The sequence below is a fragment of the Acinetobacter sp. BY419 genome (assembly GCF_019038395.1).
Taxonomy (GTDB): domain Bacteria; phylum Pseudomonadota; class Gammaproteobacteria; order Pseudomonadales; family Moraxellaceae; genus Acinetobacter.
Genome location: NZ_JAGFXZ010000032.1, coordinates 1 through 17,458 on the forward strand (window position 1 = coordinate 1; position 17,458 = coordinate 17,458).

Here is a 17,458-nt window from a genome sequence, read left to right on the forward strand (position 1 = left end):
CAATTACTTTTATGGCTTCAGCTTTAAATTCTGACGTGTAAAAATTTTGCTTTTTTCTCATGGTAAACTCCTGATGAGTAAGTATAGTTTACCAAGTTAAAGTCTCCGCTTTTTTCAGCACATATCACTTCTTCAGTTGAAACACCTTCTAATTTGATTTTAAGTTTGGTTATATTTTCTAATTGCGTGTTTACCTCATTGATTTTACTAATAACAACTTGGTTAAGATTTTTTGATATAAAGTCATTAGAATTTACATAATTATCAATGAGATCCAGACAAGTCGTTGTTGAGTTAATTTCCGCTTGAAAAGATTGTCGAGAAAAGTCTAAAGTGCTTGCTTTTAAAATGACATCCATTATATGGCTAATGCTACGAGAGCTAGACATTAATAATGTTTTTAGCTCATTAAATGGTTGAATGTAAAGGTTATATTTTTCTATATCAACTGCAAGCTTTTGGCAATTATCATATAAATGTTGAAGGTGATCAGTGAAGTGTTCTGATTTCTTGAAATCTGGTAAATTTGATTTTTCCGTTACTTTTTGTATTTGTTCCACATTTTTTTCAAAATTAGAAATAATTTCTAGTGTATCCATATAAAAACCCCGCATTAAGCGAGGTTTTTATAACATGAAATCAGTATATTAGCGAATAAATCAACCAATCAATTTCTTCATTAATTCATTCACTTGCGCAGGGTTAGCCTTACCACGTGAAGCTTTCATCACTTGACCAACAAGACCGTTAAAGGCTTTCTCTTTGCCAGATTTATACTCTTCAACCATCTTCTCGTTGGCAGCAAGCACTTCCTTAATAATTGCTTCAATCGCGCCTGTATCAGTTTCCTGTTTCAAGCCTTTTTCCGCAATAATTTCGTCCGCAGTTTTGCCTTCTTCCCACATAAAGCCGAACACCTGTTTCGCGATCTTACCGCTAATGGTGTTATCGATAATACGTGCAACCATACCGCCCAATTTTTCCGCGGTTACAGGCGAGTCAGCCAAATCCAGGCCTGCTTTGTTTAAAGCACCTGAGAATTCGCCCATCACCCAGTTTGCCGCAATTTTACCATTCGCAGCACCGCCCGCAGCAGTCACAACAGCTTCATAAAAATCAGCCATTTCACGCGTCAGGGTCAGTACATGCGCATCGTACTCAGTCACGCCAAAGTCAGCGATAAAACGTGCGCGACGTGCTTTCGGTAGCTCAGGCATTTGTGCTTTGATCGCTTCAATTTGTGCATCTGCAATCACCACAGGCAACAAGTCCGGATCTGGGAAATAGCGGTAATCGTTCGCTTCTTCTTTCGAACGCATTGAACGCGTTTCCATTTTCACAGGGTCGAACAAACGGGTTTCTTGGTCGATTTTGCCGCCATCTTCCAGAATTTCCATTTGACGTTCAATTTCAACATTGATCGCTTGCTCAATGAAACGGAATGAGTTGAGGTTTTTCAACTCGCAACGCGTACCGAATTCATTGCCCGGACGACGTAAAGACACGTTACAGTCACAACGGAATGAACCTTCTGCCATGTTACCGTCAGAAATACCGAGCCAACGCACCAGCGTATGAATCGATTTGATATAAGCAACGGCTTCTTCCACCGAACGCATATCCGGTTCAGAAACGATTTCAAGCAGCGGTGTGCCCGCACGGTTTAAATCAATACCTGACATGCCTTCGAACTGGTCATGAATCGATTTACCTGCATCTTCCTCAAGGTGCGCACGGGTTACGCCAACGCGTTTAACTGTGCCATCTTCAAGTTGAATGTCGATATGACCCAAGCCCACAATCGGGTTATCCATCTGGCTAATTTGATAGCCTTTAGGCGAGTCAGGGTAGAAGTAGTTTTTACGTGCAAACACAGAGGCTTGGTCGATATACGCATCAATCCCCAAACCAAAGCGAATCGCAAGATCCACGACTTCTTTGTTCAGCACAGGCAATACGCCTGGCATGGCCAAATCAACAAGGCTGGCCTGAGTGTTTGGATCATTACCGAATACAGTCGATGAGCCCGAGAAAATTTTGGTATTGGTGGCAAGCTGAGTGTGAATCTCGATACCAATCACGACTTCCCAACCATCAATCAGGTTAGATTTTGGTTTAGCCGATTTTTGAGCTTGAGCCATTATGCATTCTCCTCAGCAATTGCAGCGCGTTTTGTATGCCAATCTGTTGCTTGTTGATACTGGTGTACCACAGACAACAATTGCGATTCTGACCAGTAATTCCCAATCAACTGTAAGCCAACTGGCAAGTTGTTCTGGTCAAAACCGACAGGCGCGTTAATCGCAGGAAGACCTGCAAGGTTTACCGCAAGCGTGTAAATATCACCCAGGTACATTTCAACTGGAGTCAAATCCGCACCGATTTTATATGCAGTCGTTGGCGCAGATGGCGCAGCGATGACATCGACAGACTCGAATGCTTTAAGGAAATCCTGCTGAATCAGACGACGTACTTTTTGCGCTTTGACATAGTATGCATCGTAGTATCCAGCGGATAACGCATATGTGCCAATCAGGATACGACGTTGCACTTCTTTACCAAAACCTTCTGAACGCGAACGCTTGTACAAGTCCATCAAGTCCACAGGGGCGTCGCATCGGTAGCCATAACGTACACCGTCAAAACGCTGTAAGTTAGACGATGCTTCAGCAGGGGCAATCAGGTAGTAAGTCGGCACATAAGCATCAGTCATGTCGAGATCAATCTCAACAAGAACCGCACCCATGTCTTCCAGTTTTTTTAGTGATTCTTCAACACGTGCTTTCACGTCAGCAGCCAAACCAGCAACGTTGAAGTACTGTTTTGGAATACCAATGCGCAAACCTTTGACGGGTGTAGCGTTCAGGTTCGCCACATAATTATCAACGGCTTGATCCATTGAAGTGGAATCTTTGGCATCATGACCGGCCATGACATTCATCAGGTAGGCACAGTCTTCACCCGAACGTGCCATTGGGCCGCCTTGATCCAGTGATGATGCATAGGCAATCATCCCGAAACGCGACACACGGCCATAGGTCGGTTTTAAGCCTGTAAGGCCACAGAATGACGCTGGTTGACGAATAGAGCCACCGGTATCGGTACCGGTTGCAAATGGTGCCAGGTCAGCCGCTACAGCTGCTGCTGAACCACCTGAAGAACCGCCAGGTACATGACCCAGGTTCCAAGGGTTAGCGGTTGCGCCGTAATAGGAATTTTCAGAGGTTGAACCCATGGCGAATTCATCCATGTTCACTTTACCCAAAGTGACCAGGCCCGCAGCTTTGCCTTTCGCTACAACGGTTGCGTTGTAAGGAGAAATAAAATTGTCCAGCATTTTAGAACCCGCAGTGGTCTTGATGCCTTGGGTACAGAAAATGTCTTTATGTGCGATTGGCACGCCTGTTAATACATTTGCACCACCTGCTTTACGCAGTGTGTCAGCCGCATCGGCTTCTGCCAATGCCAATTCAGGCGTAACGGTTACATATGATTTTACTTGAGCATCAATTTTTGCAATGCGTTTTAAGTAATGTTCAGTCAATTCGCGAGATGAAAACTGGGCATTTGCCAGCCCTTCACTGAGTTCACGAATGGATAAGCGATGTAAATCTGTCATGAGAAATAATTCTTTACGTTTAATTTAATAAAAAGAATGAACTGGGTAGTAATTACTCAATCACGCGCGGTACGAGGTACAAGCCATCCTGAACAGCTGGTGCAACTGCTTGGTATTCCTCACGATGATTGGTTTCAGTGACCACATCATCACGTAGCGGCTGAGGGTGGTCGAAAGGGCTTTTTAATGGTTCAACACCATCGGTATTGATGCCTTTCAGGGTTTCCATCATGCCTAAAATTTTATTTAAACTTTGAGCATATTCAGCAGATTGCGTATGATCAAGAGATAACCGTGCAAGGTTGGCAATAGCTGAAACTGTTTCTGCACTTAAATCTGCAGAATGCTGTGCATCCGATGTAGACATAATATTACCTAATCAGTATTAAAAAAATTCAAATTATCATGCGTTATGATAAGCGATTGACTTGTCCAAATCATCACATTTAGTTAAAGTTGCCACCTTGCGTCCATATAAAGTTTAACTGAGAACGTCCCCGTGATTCTAAAACGACTAATAGGCTTGTTTTCGCCCGATCTTGCCATTGATTTAGGTACAGCAAATACACTTATTTATGCGCCTGGACGAGGCATTATATTAAACGAACCGACGGTTGTAGCCATCCGTCATAGTGGTTCACATAAAATTGTTGCCGCTGTAGGTCTTGAAGCGAAACAAATGCTAGGTCGTACCCCAGCCAATATCTCAGCGATCCGTCCGATGAAAGACGGGGTGATTGCAGATTTTGAAGTCACCGAGACCATGCTGAATCAGTTCATCCGTAAAGTACATGAAAACCGTTTATTTACTCCGGCACCGCGTGTCGTGGTTTGTGTGCCATGTAAATCGACCCTGGTTGAACGCCGTGCCATTCGTGAAGCCGTGTTTAATGCGGGTGCACGTGATGTACGTTTAATCGAAGAACCAATGGCAGCAGCTATTGGTGCAGGTATGCCAGTTGAGCAGGCCTGTGGTTCGATGGTGGTCGATGTCGGCGGTGGTACCACTGAAATTGCGATCATTTCCCTGCAGGGCTGTGTCTATGCCGATTCTTTACGGATTGGCGGTGATGTCTTTGATGAGCAGATCATTAACTATGTGCGTAAGGCGCATGGCTGTGTGATCGGTGAAACCACGGCTGAAGTGATCAAAAAAGAAGTGGGCATGGCATTGCCAGATGAAGGCGCTAAACCGCTTGAAATTGAAGTTCGTGGCCGTAACCTTGCAGAAGGTGTACCACGCGCAATCGTGGTCAACTCAGACGAAGTGACTCAAGCAATTTCTGATCCTCTGCAAAACATTGTGGCTGCAGTAAAATCTGCACTAGAACACACACCTCCTGAGCTTTCTTCTGACATTGCTGAACGCGGTATCGTATTAACCGGTGGTGGCGCATTGCTGCGTAACCTGGACAAGCTGCTGGCCAAAGAAACCGGCCTGCCTGTAGTAGTTGCAGAAGATCCACTGTCTTGTGTGACACGTGGTGGCGGCAAGGTACTGGAATTTTTCGACAACCCAAATCATGACATGTTATTCGTAGGCTAAGAAAAGGATCCGGCGGGTGCAAGCACATCTGTTTTCTCGACAACCGCCATCTTTTCGCTCTTTTATCATTGCATTGGTGACATGCCTGGTAGTGCTTTTCTTTGATTGGCGCATGCCGCATGTTGTTCAACCTGCAAGGGATGTCCTGTACGCTGCTTATAATCCTATTTATGCGGTGGCCAGTTATCCGGTATTGTCGCGAGAGTGGTTAAATCAACAAACCAAGTCTGAAGCTCAGTTGCGTCGGGAAAATACCGCGATGCAGGCCGAGCTGTTACAGGCACAGGTTCGCTTACAAAAAATCTCTGAACTTTCTGCTGAAAATACCCGTTTGCGCGGTCTATTGGACACGCCGCTAATCATTGATGGACGTATTGAAATTGCGGAAGTGATTGGTACCGATGCCGATCCATTGCGGCATATTATCGTAATCAACCGTGGTGCCAATAACGAGCTGAAAGTCGGGCAAACGGTACTGGACGACAAGGGCATCATGGGACAGATTATCAATGTCTATCCGCATAGTAGCCGGGTCATGCTGCTGTCAGATAAAGAACATTCACTGTCAGTACGTCTGGAACATACGGGCATGCGTGCCATTGTCTCGGGCATGGGTGATCTGGGGCGTTTAAAAATGGAATATGTGCCGACCAGTGCCAATATCAAGGTCGGGGAAAAAGTCTACAGTTCAGGCTTGGGACAACATTTCCCGGCAGGTTATCTGGTGGGGCAGGTGTCCAAGGTACAACGGCATAATTCTGGTGAGTTTGCCCAGATTGATGTCACGCCTGCAGCCCAGCTGGCTGGCGGGCATCATGTGGTGGTATTATTTTCCGATTCATTAGCGATGGAGCAACCACATGTCAATCGCTAGGATGCAATCCAGAAAGCATCGTGATCCTTTAATGGCTATTGTCATTTCGGTGATTGTAGCTTCCATTTTAATGGTCTATCCACTGTCCTATACACTCTCGGGCTGGCGTCCGCTGTTTATGCTGATGATCATGCTATTCTGGGTGTTGTGTCAGCCAACCTGGTGCGGAATCTGGTTTGCCTTCGGCACCGGTATTTTTATGGATTTGCTGCTAGACGCACCTTTGGGTCTGAATGCGCTCAGCTTTATTATTATCGCCTTTTTAGCCCGCTTTCTGACCCGCGAACGCCGTATTCTGACCTTTAATAACCTCTGGGTGATTATGGGGCTAGCGATTGTGGCGTATTTGCTAATGATCTTTTTTGCCCAGATTATGGCCAGCGTGCAATTTTCTTTTGCGCGGCACTGGATTCCGCTGCTCACCAGTATTCTGGTCTGGCCAGTCATTTATTATATGCTGAAAAAATGGCGCATATAGTTCTTGCTTCCAGCTCACCGCGACGTCGCGAATTATTGCAGCAACTCGGCCTGAGCTTCGATATTTACAGTCCAGAAGTCGACGAATCGGTACAGGAAGGCGAGTCGGTCGCTGTTTATGTCGAGCGTCTGGCACGAACCAAAGCGGATGCCGTGGCCGAACGCTATCCGGATGCCATCATTATTGCTGCGGATACCAGTCTGGGCGTGGATGGTGAGATTTTGGGAAAACCCGAATCTAAGCAACATGCTATTGAAATGTGGACAAAAATCTCCGGTCGATGGCATGATGTATATAGCGGGGTCTGTGTTCGTACAAAGCATGAAAAATACAGTATAGTGGTACGTACACAGGTCGAATTTCAAATCCTGAGCGCTGCAGATATGGACAGTTACTGGGCCACAGGTGAGCCACTGGGTAAAGCCGGGGCTTATGCGATTCAAGGGATTGCAGCACGTTATATTCCAAAAATACAGGGCAGTTATTCCAATGTGGTCGGCTTGCCTTTATATGAGACAGTACAGTTATTACAGACGGTTAAGGCACTAAATTAACTGCTGAAAAAAGAATTCTTATAATGTTTTGAGTATAGTTATGTCTGACGAGTTGTTGATTAACGTCACGCCGATGGAATGTCGGGTCGCGTTAATTGAAAACGGCACGGTCAATGAACTGTTTGTCGAGCGTACGGCCAAACGTGGCCTGGTAGGGAATGTCTATAAAGGAAAAGTGGTGCGAGTCTTACCCGGCATGCAGGCTGCTTTTGTAGATATCGGACTCTCTCGCACTGCGTTTTTGCATATCAACGACATGGTCTGGCCACGTAATCAAGCGACCCCGAATGTCTTTGAGCTACTGCAACCGGGCCAAATCCTCACAGTTCAGGTGATGAAAGATATGCTGGGCACCAAAGGTGCACGGTTGTCTACCGATTTGTCTATTCCTTCGCGATATTTAGTATTGATGCCTTATGGCAATCATATCGGGGTATCGCAACGGATTGAATCAGAAGAAGAGCGCAATCGCTTGCGTTCTATCATTGAACGGATTCAGGCGGAGCATAAGTTGCCAGGTTCGGTGATTGTGCGTACTGCGGCAGAAGGGATTGAAGAAGAAGCCATCGCGCAGGATATGGCCTATCTGGCCAAGCTTTGGGAATACATCCAGCGCAAGCAAAAGATTATCGCAGTACCGTCCCTGATTTTTGAAGAGTTGCCTTTGCCGCAACGGGTCATTCGTGATCTTGCCAATGAAGAAACCGCCAAAATTTACGTGGATTCACGGGAAATTCATGCCAAGTTGCAGGAATTTGTCGAAGAATTTGTCCCGAATATGAAAGACCGTTTGCTGCATTATCCGGGTGAACGGCCAATTTTTGATTTGTACAATGTCGAAGAAGACCTGCAAAAGGCATTGCAAACCAGAGTCGCGTTAAAATCTGGCGGTTATCTGATGATTGATCAGACTGAAGCTATGGCCACGATTGACGTCAATACCGGCTCTTATGTCGGTGGTCGTTCGCTGGAAGACACAGTCTTTAAAACCAATATGGAAGCGACTCAGGTCATCGCTCGTCAGTTACGTCTGCGCAACCTGGGCGGTATTATTATCATTGACTTCATTGATATGCAGGAAGCACAGCATCGTGAAGAAGTGATGAAACAGTTTGAGCGCATGCTGGAACGTGACCATGCCAAGACCAAGATTACTCAGGTGTCGGAACTGGGCTTGGTGGAAATGACCCGAAAACGGACCCGTGAATCGCTAGAGCATCTACTTTGTGAGTCTTGTCCGACCTGTCAGGGACGTGGTTATGTCAAAACAGCCGAGTCAGTATGTTACGAAATATTCAGGGAAATTCTCAGATATGCTCGTGCTTATGAGTCACAGAGTGGCTTTACTGTAGTCGCGCATCCGGCTGTTATAGATCGTTTATTAACAGCAGAAGCGCCGGCAGTCGCTGATCTAGAGCATTTCATTAATCGCGTGATTAAGTTCCAAGTGGAAAATCTGTATACGCAAGAGCAATACGATATCATTCTCAGCTGAAATTGTAACAGAATGTCGTTAAACACTTGTTACATCTGAAATTTTACAATCGGGCCTTTATTTACAATACTAGATGCATGAATTAGCCAAAGCCGTTTCTCCCAGTTTCAGGCTTAGCAAAAGGAGTGTGTAATGAATATGAGTAAAGCAGTAATCAATAAAGGCCTAAAACACGTATTAGAACCAAAGACTGTACATGCAGCCTACATCGTCGATGAGCGCGGTAATGAAGTCCAGATTACCGCAAGCATGGTCCGTAACGTCTGCCATCAATTATTACAACAGTGCCGTACTATTAAAAGCTGATTGTATTTGTAAAAATTTTCTTAGCTAGCAAAATGATTTGGACAGACATCTACATAGGGAAGTCTTCCAAAATTCTAATATAATTTAAAACGATTTTAAAAATAAAGAAAAGGGACCAGATCGGTCCCTTTGTTCTGTGGTCAAGGACTGGCAAAAATGATCAACACCTTTGACAGTCCGGCTATTTTATTTATTCATCTGCGGCTAGCTTACCGCCTTTAACTTTGGGACAGGTTCACCATCTACAATTCTTTCAAAACGTTGAATTTCTTCTTCAAGATGAGTCAGCAGATTCTGCATTTTCGGCAGGGCATTACGGCACGCGGTCAAGCCGACTTCCAGTTTATCTAAATAGCTGGTCATGGTGATATTGAGGGCCTGACCATCGAGCACAATGGATGCTGGATAAAGGGCTTCAAGGCGTGCACCATTCCAGTAAAGGGGTTCTTGTGGCCCGGGCACATTAGAAATAATGACGTTAAAAGCCTGACGTGTCGGCATTAAACCAGATGCAATATTCAGACCTGCTGCCCCATAGACAAAGGCACTATAATTCAGAATCTGATCAGCATTCATACGCTTAAAGCGCTCTTTGGCACTCAGCACACTACGGCGTACGATCTGTAAGCGTTCCAGTGGGTCGTCTTTATGTGTGCCCAGATTGGCCAGAATCATGGTAATGCGGTTAGATATATCGGAATCATCACTGCGAACCGAAGCAGGAACCATAGCAATCAGTGGTTTTTTCGGCAGGGCATTTTGTGATAATAAATATTCACGTAATGCACCAGAGCAAATGGCCAGGACGATGTCATTAATGGTCACACCCAATGCCTTGGAAATATGGCGTAAACGCGAAAATTCAAAAGATTGAGCGGCAAAACGACGCGAAGCGCTGATGCGTTGATTCAGAATACAGCTTGGCGCCTGGAAGCTAGAAACATAATCAGGATTACGCCCCATATCTTTCATGACAGTTTGCGACAGCTCATAGGCCACACGGGGTGCAGATTCCAGCTGTCCCTTAAAGGTCTTCCAGATATTTTTAAATGCACTGACTTTAGGTACCTTAAGACGTTTGGCACGGGGTCCTTCTACACACCACGGTGGAACAATGCTTTTGGCATGTGGGTCACGTGAGAGTGATTTTTCTACCAGACGCATGCCCGCAATTCCATCCACCATGGCATGGTGGATTTTGAAATACATGGCAAAACGGTTACCCTCAATGCCTTCAATGATATGACAAGTCCATAGCGGTTTAGCACGGTCAATGAGTGAACTATGTTCTTGGGAAATATAGGTTAATAATTCACGGATACGACCTGGTTTGGGTAGCGCAATATGACGAAAGTGATGATCGAGATCAAACTGATGATCCTCATCCCAAAATAATCCGTTTAAATAATTATTAAATGGTGCAATTGGGGAAGATTTCGAATTTTGGATATCCGTAACCAGGTCCAAGATAAAAGTAGCCGGGGCATTCTCGGGAATCTGGAATAAAAATAGTCCGCCTACATGCATAGGCTGTTGACGTTTCTCTAAAGTTAAGAAAATAAAATCAATTGGGTGTAATGGACGCATAGCGTAAATTGCCTCACTGCAGTTTCTTCAGCTGCTCTGATCCGAACAACCTTGTTAGAATTATTAATATAAACATTACAAAGTATAGCGGTTTTTCGCGGAAAGGTACTGATTTTTCTGTAGATGTTTCGTTTACAAAAAAAACCACCGATAAATCGGTGGTTATGCTAGATCATTTTTTTAAGTTGCCGGCATGCAGGCCGCATTCTTTGTGGGTGGCCTCTTCCCACCACCAGCGACCTTCACGTTCATGCTGATTTGGCAGGACAGGGCGGGTACAGGGTTCACAGCCAATTGAAACGAAACCTTTTTCATGCAGGGCATTATAAGGTACTTCCATCATGCGGATATAACTCCAGACATCCGCACTGGACCAGTTGGCCAGAGGGTTGTATTTGATCAGCTGCTTCCCAGTGCCGGAAAAACCTGAATCTGACTGAACCACAGGAATTTCATTACGGGTACCTGGGCTTTGGTCTTTGCGCTGACCGGTAATCCAGCCATCCAGTGTAGCCAGTTTTTTACGCAGCGGTTGAACCTTGCGGATACCACAACATTCCTGATGGCCATCTTCAAAGAAACTGAATAAACCTTTGCTGGTTACTAAATTTTGCACCGCGTCAGTTTCAGGAAAGCAGATTTCAATCTCGATATTGTAATGCTTGCGTACCCGTTCAATAAATTGATAGGTCTCTGCATGTAGACGGCCGGTATCCAGACTGAATACCCGAAATGGTTTACCCAAATGAGAGGCCATATCAATCAATACAACATCTTCGGCACCAGAAAATGAAATCGCAATTTCACCTTGCTGGCTCAGTGCAAGTGCCAAAATTTCATTGGGCGATTTATCTGCATATTCGGATGCAAGCGCATCGATACGATCAATAGTAGGAATGATGGTCATGAGAGTCCTGGCGATATAGGCTTGGAAAGGACATGGCCTATATTAATTAATTTCACCTCTATTTTAATAGAATTGATTTAGTTGACTTATCACTAAAAAATAAATACTTATGAAAAAAATAGATTTAAAAAAGTACAGTGCAAAATCGGTTTCTTCAGCTATGATAGTGCAAATTTTTTTCGATACAACTTAGGGGGAATATTCATGGAAGTCGTATGTCTAGATTTAGAAGGTGTGCTGGTTCCAGAAATCTGGATCAACTTTGCCAAAAAAACCGGTATTAAAGAGCTTGAAGCGACGACTCGTGACATTCCTGACTATGATGTACTGATGACACAACGTCTGAATATTTTAAAACAGCACGGTTTAGGCTTAAACGATATTCAGGATGTGATTGCAGAAATGGGGCCGTTCCCAGGAGCAAAAGAATTTGTGAAATGGGTGAGTACGCATTTTCAATTGATTATTCTTTCAGATACCTTCTATGAATTTGCACATCCATTGATGAAACAATTGGATTGGCCAACTATTTTCTGCCATAAACTGGAAACAGATGAAGCGGGGATGATCTCTGCTTATAAACTTCGTCAGCCGGACCAAAAACGTCAAGCAGTAAAGGCATTACATGGCTTGAACTTCCGTGTGATTGCAGCAGGGGATTCTTATAACGATACCACAATGCTAGGTGAAGCAGATCATGGTTTCCTGTTTGATGCACCTGAAAATGTCATTGCCGAATTCCCGCAATTCCCACCCATTCGTGGTTATGATGCCTTAAAAGAAGCGATTCGTAATGCTTCAGTACGCGATATTCCAGCTTAATATTATAAGTAAACTGTAATAAAGAAAGGACGCTCATGGCGCCCTTTCTTTATTGAATCAATTAATTAAAAGCGATAGCCGATCTTCATGCCATAACCTAGAGCATGGTTGTCTTCAAAATTCGCTTTAACAGCTCCACCAGTCTGTGCTTGTGCATCACCTAACCAGAAGTACTTCACACCGGCTTGAATGAAATAGTTTTCAGCAGGGCTATACTGACCGCCCATGCCTACACTCCAGTAACCTTCAGTTGGTCCAAGTGTAGTGACCGGGTTGCCGGCACCAGAATCATAGCCAACAGCAGCCGTACCTGACCATTTATTGTTGAACTTATGGCCTAAACCAACAGTTGCTGACCACTGGTCATCTGAGTAGTCAATTAGATTTTGTTTTGTACCTAAAGCAGCTGTAGTTTGAGCTAAAAATGAAGGTGTTACTGCAAAATGATCCCAATGTACCCAACGTAAATTTGCAAAAGCTAGTGTATTAGGTGCAATACCACTTTGTAGATCAATATTAACCGATTGTGGAGTGATAGCTTCTACTTTATTAATATGAGCAAAACCAGGAATCAAATTATATGTTTCTATAGATTTAGCATTATGTTTGATTTCTGAACGATAGGTAACAGCTGCTTTTAAGGCAATTTCAGGAATTTGATAAGCAAATCCTGCTAACCAGCCCCACATTTCTTCTTGTTCTACTTCAATATTATAACCACTTAAAGTACCCGCAGGAGGTTTTGCATACGCCATGCCGCGTAATTTAATATTTGCTTCAACCGTTTGCCATACTGGGCCTGCATAGAAATTCCAGTTTTCTGTAGGTTGGTAGCCAATTAAAGCGGTTATATTATGGGTATCTACTTCAACTGAAGTGCCTTCTACACCATTACCAAATGAACCGGCAACTGAAGAATATTCTGCATCAGCACCAAAAGGTTGATCATAAATCAAACCCAGTGAAATTTTATCAGTAGCTTGAATTTTAATGGCTGCAGACGGGAAGTAATAATCTTCACCCATATCACTGATTTTCTCGCCTTCTAAACCTGTTACTGTAGAAGAACCTCTTACCGTTGGATCTAAAACAGAAATACCTGCTTCTGCATAATTACCAGGCTGTAAAAAAGCATGAATTGACTGACCAGAACGGTCTAGGCCAGCTGCTTGAACTGCTGAGAGGGAGAAAGTGCTAAGTAAAATAGCTGAGGAAATTTTAGTGAGCTTCATGGTACGGTCCCTGATGCCATCTGTAACAAAAAATGTACGGGAAAAGTAACATAAATTTAAAAAGAGTAAATACTCAGGATTAGATAAGAAATGAACTACAGCGGTTAAATCTAGGGATTGCTTAGAGTATTTATACTATATTCTTGATGTTAAATAGATGAAAAATAACAAAATAAAAAAGAGAGGAAATTTTATGGAAATGATAGCTACAAGAAGATTGATTGCTTGTAAAATAAGCAAATGATAAGCAAATGATAAGCAAATGATATGCAAATGTATAAAATTAGAATTCAAAAATAAAAAACCACCCGAAAGTGGTTTTTTATTTAATCAGAACTTAGAAGCGGTAACCCATTTTTAAGCCATAAGCAATTGCGTCATTGTCTTTAAAGGTACCTACATTTGGATTCGCTGCAGTTAAAGCTTCAGCATCGCCTAGCCAGAAATACTTCATTCCGCCTGCAATGAAATAGTTTGGAGCAGGAGAGAACTGAACCCCTACGCCTACGTTCCAGTAACCTTCTGTTGGGCCAAGAGTTGTAATAGGATTACCTGCGCCCGAATCCCAGCCTACAGAGACATTGCCTGCCCATTTTTCGTTAAATTTACGGCCTACACCCGCTGTAGCTGACCATTGGTCTTCATTGTATTCAACAAGGTTTCCACCCTGCAAACTAGCTAAATAAGCTCCTTGAGCTGGATCTAAAGCACCTACAACACTTGAATAACCAGCAAGGCCATCTAAGGCTTGACCAAAACTATTCGGGCGAATTGCAAATCCATCCCAATTTACCCAACGCACATTAAGAAATGCTACTGTGTTTTCCATGACTCCAGATTGAAGATCTAAGTTGACAGATTGTGGGGTCGTAACATCAGTTTTACCAGCAGTATATGGACCTAATGGAAGATTAACACCAGGAGCTACAGGTAAACCAGTTACTAACCCAGTTTCTGTTGAAGCAAGTTGGTGTTCAATTTCTGAACGGTAGGTTAAAGACGCTTTCAAGGCAATTTCAGGAATTTGGTAAGCTAAACCTGCTAGCCAGCCTGTACCACCATCTTTTTTCATGGTGGCATCATATCCGCTTAATAATGAATATGCGGCACCGCGTAAAGCTACATTACCCTTGGCTTCTTGATAAACTGGGCCTGCATAAATATTCCAGTTTTCAGTTGGCTGGAAACCAAACAAGAAACTTAAATTTTCTGTAGTAACTTCAGCTCTTGTGCCATCGAAGCTTGTAGGATTAAAGGCAGCAGAGCCGTCTTTATAGTCTGCTTCAGCACCAAATGGTTGGTCAAAAATAAGACCAAAAGAAAAGTTGTCTGTCAGCTGGAGTTTCAACGCAGCTGATACAGAGTGATAATCCCCTGCCATATCACCAGTAGCTTGCCCACCTAGAGCAGCGGAACTAGTACCAGAAACCGAAGGATCTAATACAGTAATGCCCGCTTCAAAGTAATTACCTGGTTGTAAAAACGCTGCGATAGATTGTCCCGAACGATCCAGTGCAGCAGCAAATGCGCCTGTCATAGGTACAGTAGCGAGAATCATTGCAGTAGTTAATGTTTTTAATTTCATTTACGTCTTTCCTTGAGGTACAAATTTATATCTAGCGTTGTTGTTTGCACTTATTTAATTTTTTGGAGAGTTTGGTTACTAAACCGCAATCATTTGTTACTCCATGTGCCAAAAATACCACAAATAAAATAAGAGTAAATGCTCTAGCTTGAACAATCAGTTCAAAAAAACATCAAAATAGAGTAAAAATACTAATTTGGTGATGGGTTTAAAATTGTAATTTATTGAAAATATTGATTTTAATTTGGAAAAAAAAAGCTTTTAAAAAAAATTAAAAAATATAATTTTAATGAATTATTGTGCGACTAATTTGTTAATTAATTTGCAAATTTCCCTTTTTATCTCGAGCTTGAGCATTAAGCCCGATAAGCTGTTACAAGGAGACTAAATTTAACAAGCTCTAAGATACAATTAAGAGTAATTTTAGAAATATTCAAGAAAATCATGGAGGCAAAAAAATTTCTTCATGTTTATCAGATCAAAACAATATTAAATAATCCTTGATCCCGTTTTTTTAGAGTTCTACTTCATCGGAACAGCATAATTCTTTTTCTGGATACTCGTTTACAATTTGTTGCTACATTAAATGAGTGAGCATAGAGAGGCTATGTGCATGTCAGAATGAACGGTGTATTGTGTAGAAATACAGGATTGAAGATAGGCGAAGGTGCTTGCCAGAAACGTCTGCCTATATAACGATGGCAATGCAGTTTGCTGTTTAAACCTTGAAATAAGGAAACTGAATAGCCTAATCAAGAAGCTATGCGATGAGCCGTGAACAGTTTTAAAAGAAGAATAGAAAAATTAAACAAAATAAATACTTGGAATATAAAATTGGATAATTTCTGATATCAGATCATGATGTCGATTAAAAACTAAAGAGAATGCAAAGCTATGTAATCAGGTAGGCTAACGATACGGTTTTTTCTGATGACTTAAGCAGGCATTGATCTCAGGCAGTTGAGCATATTTTGTAGTGAGGGCTCAGCTGACAGGAGGGACAATTATTGAAACTGAATATTTTTCGCAGATTTTACTTAGATAGCAATCTGGTGGTGCTCCCCATTTTAGCCCTACTGACAGGTTGTCAGAATACAGCACCTTTGACCAAACCAGAGCCGGCATTGCCAGCACACTATCCATTTCAGCAGAGCGGTACATACCATGCTTTGCCGTGGTCTGATTATGTCGGTGATCCTACATTGATCAGAATTGCTCGTCTTGCTCTGACCTACAATCATGACCTGAAAATTGCAGCACTACGGATTCGTGAAGCACAGGCTGCTTATGGTATTCAGCGTTCAGAATTGTGGCCCGGCATATCTGGAAGCAGTAGCTATGAACGCAGCAGGGTGCCGGCAGACTTATCTCCTGTTGGCCGTGCTGTTGTCACAGAACAGTATACAGTTGGTGTGGGAACCAGCCAGTGGGAACTGGATCTCTGGGGACGTATACGCAGTCTGAATGAAGCAGCATTGCAGCAGTTTTTTGCTTCTGAATATAATCAGCTGGCGGTACGAAACAGTATTATCCAGCAATCAATCCAGACCTATCTGACCTTGTCAGAACTGGAAAAACGTATTTATTTTGCTGAACGCTCTGTGGAGAGTTATGAAAGGTCTGTGCGTATCTTTAAACGGCGTTATGAAGTGGGTGCAGGTTCGAAAGTCGAATATATGCAGGCAGAAACCCTGCTCAGTAATGGCCAGGCATTGTTGATCCAACTGCAAAATGTGCAGGATACGACCGCCAACTATTTGATACAGTTGATAGGCCAGCCTGTAGAAGTCCCAAGAGTGGGGCTGGATCAGCTGAATTTTAAACCGGTAGTATTGCAGACCGGACTTCCATCAGAGTTGCTGCTGAACCGGCCAGATATTCGGGCTGCCGAAGCTTTACTGTATTCCCAGCATGCCAGTATCCAAGCTGCCCGTGCTGCCTTTTTTCCGCGTATTGCACTCACGGGTAGTTTTGGAACGGCCAGTACAGAACTAGATGGCCTGTTCCAGTCTGGTAGTTCAGTATGGTCGATTGCTCCCAGCATCAGTCTACCGATCTTTACCGCAGGACGGTTAAAGAACAATGTCATCTTGGCGGAAGTACGGCAGGATATTGCTGTGGCTGACTATGAAAAAACCGTACAGAATGCCTTCCGGGAAGTGGCTGATGCTTTGGTTGATCAGCGGTATTTAAGCCGACAACTGCAAATACAGAATCAGGGGCTGGCTGCATTTCGGGAAACAGCACGACTGGCACAGTTACGTTATGATAGTGGTGCTGTAGGCTATCTGGATGTGCTAGATGCACAGCGGAGTTTGCTGTCTGCAGAGCAGCAGTGGATTGAAACCCAAAGCGCCTTAATGCAGTCTTATATTTCCCTGTATTTTGCACTGGGTGGTGATAGCAGACTGGTACAGCCTGGTTAAACCTGCTTTTTGAATACACCTATTATA

16 protein-coding genes are annotated in these 17,458 nt (G+C 43.4%); 8 read left to right on the top strand and 8 right to left on the bottom strand.

Annotation, left to right across the window (positions count from 1 at the left end; all coding sequences use genetic code 11):
• Positions 1-23: 23 nt before the first annotated feature.
• The 4 genes from KUG37_RS11860 to gatC are packed head-to-tail and all read right to left on the bottom strand — an operon-like array spanning position 24 to position 3,986.
• Entirely contained in the window at positions 24-599 is a 576-nt protein-coding gene (locus tag KUG37_RS11860; protein ID WP_216940469.1) for a hypothetical protein, read from the bottom strand.
• Positions 600-659: 60 nt separating this feature from the next.
• A complete protein-coding gene (gene gatB / locus KUG37_RS11865; protein ID WP_216936868.1) occupies positions 660-2,141 on the bottom strand; it encodes an Asp-tRNA(Asn)/Glu-tRNA(Gln) amidotransferase subunit GatB in 1,482 nt (493 codons plus the stop codon).
• The gene (gene gatA / locus KUG37_RS11870) at positions 2,141-3,619 is read right to left on the bottom strand and encodes an Asp-tRNA(Asn)/Glu-tRNA(Gln) amidotransferase subunit GatA (protein WP_216936869.1); all 1,479 of its coding nucleotides are present in this window, start codon (positions 3,617-3,619) and stop codon (positions 2,141-2,143) included. Before gatA ends, gatB begins: the two co-directional genes overlap by 1 nt.
• A gap of 52 nt (positions 3,620-3,671) precedes the next feature.
• Complete coding sequence (gene gatC, locus KUG37_RS11875; protein ID WP_216936870.1) at positions 3,672-3,986, bottom strand: Asp-tRNA(Asn)/Glu-tRNA(Gln) amidotransferase subunit GatC; 315 nt, start codon at positions 3,984-3,986, stop codon at positions 3,672-3,674.
• Between the two features lie 132 nt (positions 3,987-4,118).
• Between gatC and KUG37_RS11880 the strand changes: the two genes are divergently transcribed.
• The 6 genes from KUG37_RS11880 (at position 4,119) to KUG37_RS11905 (ending at position 8,872) form a co-directional block, all read left to right on the top strand.
• On the top strand, positions 4,119-5,165 hold the full coding sequence (locus KUG37_RS11880; protein ID WP_064095714.1) for a rod shape-determining protein: 1,047 nt from the start codon (positions 4,119-4,121) through the stop codon (positions 5,163-5,165).
• 16 nt (positions 5,166-5,181) lie between these two features.
• Positions 5,182-6,039 (top strand): rod shape-determining protein MreC, encoded by an 858-nt coding sequence (gene mreC, locus KUG37_RS11885; protein WP_216936871.1) that lies wholly within the window; start codon positions 5,182-5,184, stop codon positions 6,037-6,039.
• Positions 6,026-6,517, top strand: coding sequence for a rod shape-determining protein MreD (gene mreD, locus KUG37_RS11890; protein ID WP_216936872.1), 492 nt, complete (start codon positions 6,026-6,028; stop codon positions 6,515-6,517). Before mreC ends, mreD begins: the two co-directional genes overlap by 14 nt.
• Complete coding sequence (locus tag KUG37_RS11895; protein ID WP_216936873.1) at positions 6,505-7,071, top strand: Maf-like protein; 567 nt, start codon at positions 6,505-6,507, stop codon at positions 7,069-7,071. The genes mreD and KUG37_RS11895 overlap by 13 nt, the downstream gene beginning before the upstream one ends.
• Positions 7,072-7,111: 40 nt before the next feature.
• Positions 7,112-8,566, top strand: coding sequence for a ribonuclease G (gene rng, locus KUG37_RS11900; RefSeq protein WP_216936874.1), 1,455 nt, complete (start codon positions 7,112-7,114; stop codon positions 8,564-8,566).
• 132 nt (positions 8,567-8,698) lie between these two features.
• Positions 8,699-8,872 (top strand): PA1571 family protein, encoded by a 174-nt coding sequence (locus KUG37_RS11905; RefSeq protein ID WP_367947480.1) that lies wholly within the window; start codon positions 8,699-8,701, stop codon positions 8,870-8,872.
• Positions 8,873-9,076: 204 nt separating this feature from the next.
• Here the strand turns inward: KUG37_RS11905 and KUG37_RS11910 are convergent, their stop codons facing one another.
• Positions 9,077-10,459 (bottom strand): wax ester/triacylglycerol synthase family O-acyltransferase, encoded by a 1,383-nt coding sequence (locus KUG37_RS11910; RefSeq protein ID WP_216936875.1) that lies wholly within the window; start codon positions 10,457-10,459, stop codon positions 9,077-9,079.
• 172 nt (positions 10,460-10,631) lie between these two features.
• Positions 10,632-11,366: a phosphoadenylyl-sulfate reductase gene (locus tag KUG37_RS11915; RefSeq protein ID WP_216936876.1), complete on the bottom strand. Its 735-nt coding sequence runs from the start codon at positions 11,364-11,366 to the stop codon at positions 10,632-10,634.
• Between the two features lie 204 nt (positions 11,367-11,570).
• On the opposite strand from KUG37_RS11915, the gene thrH reads away from it, so the two are divergent.
• Complete coding sequence (gene thrH / locus KUG37_RS11920; RefSeq protein WP_216936877.1) at positions 11,571-12,188, top strand: bifunctional phosphoserine phosphatase/homoserine phosphotransferase ThrH; 618 nt, start codon at positions 11,571-11,573, stop codon at positions 12,186-12,188.
• Positions 12,189-12,253: 65 nt separating this feature from the next.
• Here the strand turns inward: thrH and KUG37_RS11925 are convergent, their stop codons facing one another.
• Together KUG37_RS11925 and KUG37_RS11930 are read right to left on the bottom strand one after the other, a co-directional pair.
• Entirely contained in the window at positions 12,254-13,420 is a 1,167-nt protein-coding gene (locus KUG37_RS11925; RefSeq protein WP_216936878.1) for an OmpP1/FadL family transporter, read from the bottom strand.
• Between the two features lie 337 nt (positions 13,421-13,757).
• Positions 13,758-15,005 carry an OmpP1/FadL family transporter gene (locus tag KUG37_RS11930; RefSeq protein ID WP_216936879.1) on the bottom strand — a complete coding sequence of 416 codons (1,248 nt, stop codon included), beginning with the start codon at positions 15,003-15,005 and terminating at the stop codon, positions 13,758-13,760.
• A 1,049-nt stretch (positions 15,006-16,054) separates the two neighbouring features.
• Here KUG37_RS11930 and KUG37_RS11935 point away from each other — a divergent pair.
• Positions 16,055-17,431, top strand: coding sequence for an efflux transporter outer membrane subunit (locus KUG37_RS11935; protein WP_216936889.1), 1,377 nt, complete (start codon positions 16,055-16,057; stop codon positions 17,429-17,431).
• Positions 17,432-17,458: the final 27 nt, after the last annotated feature.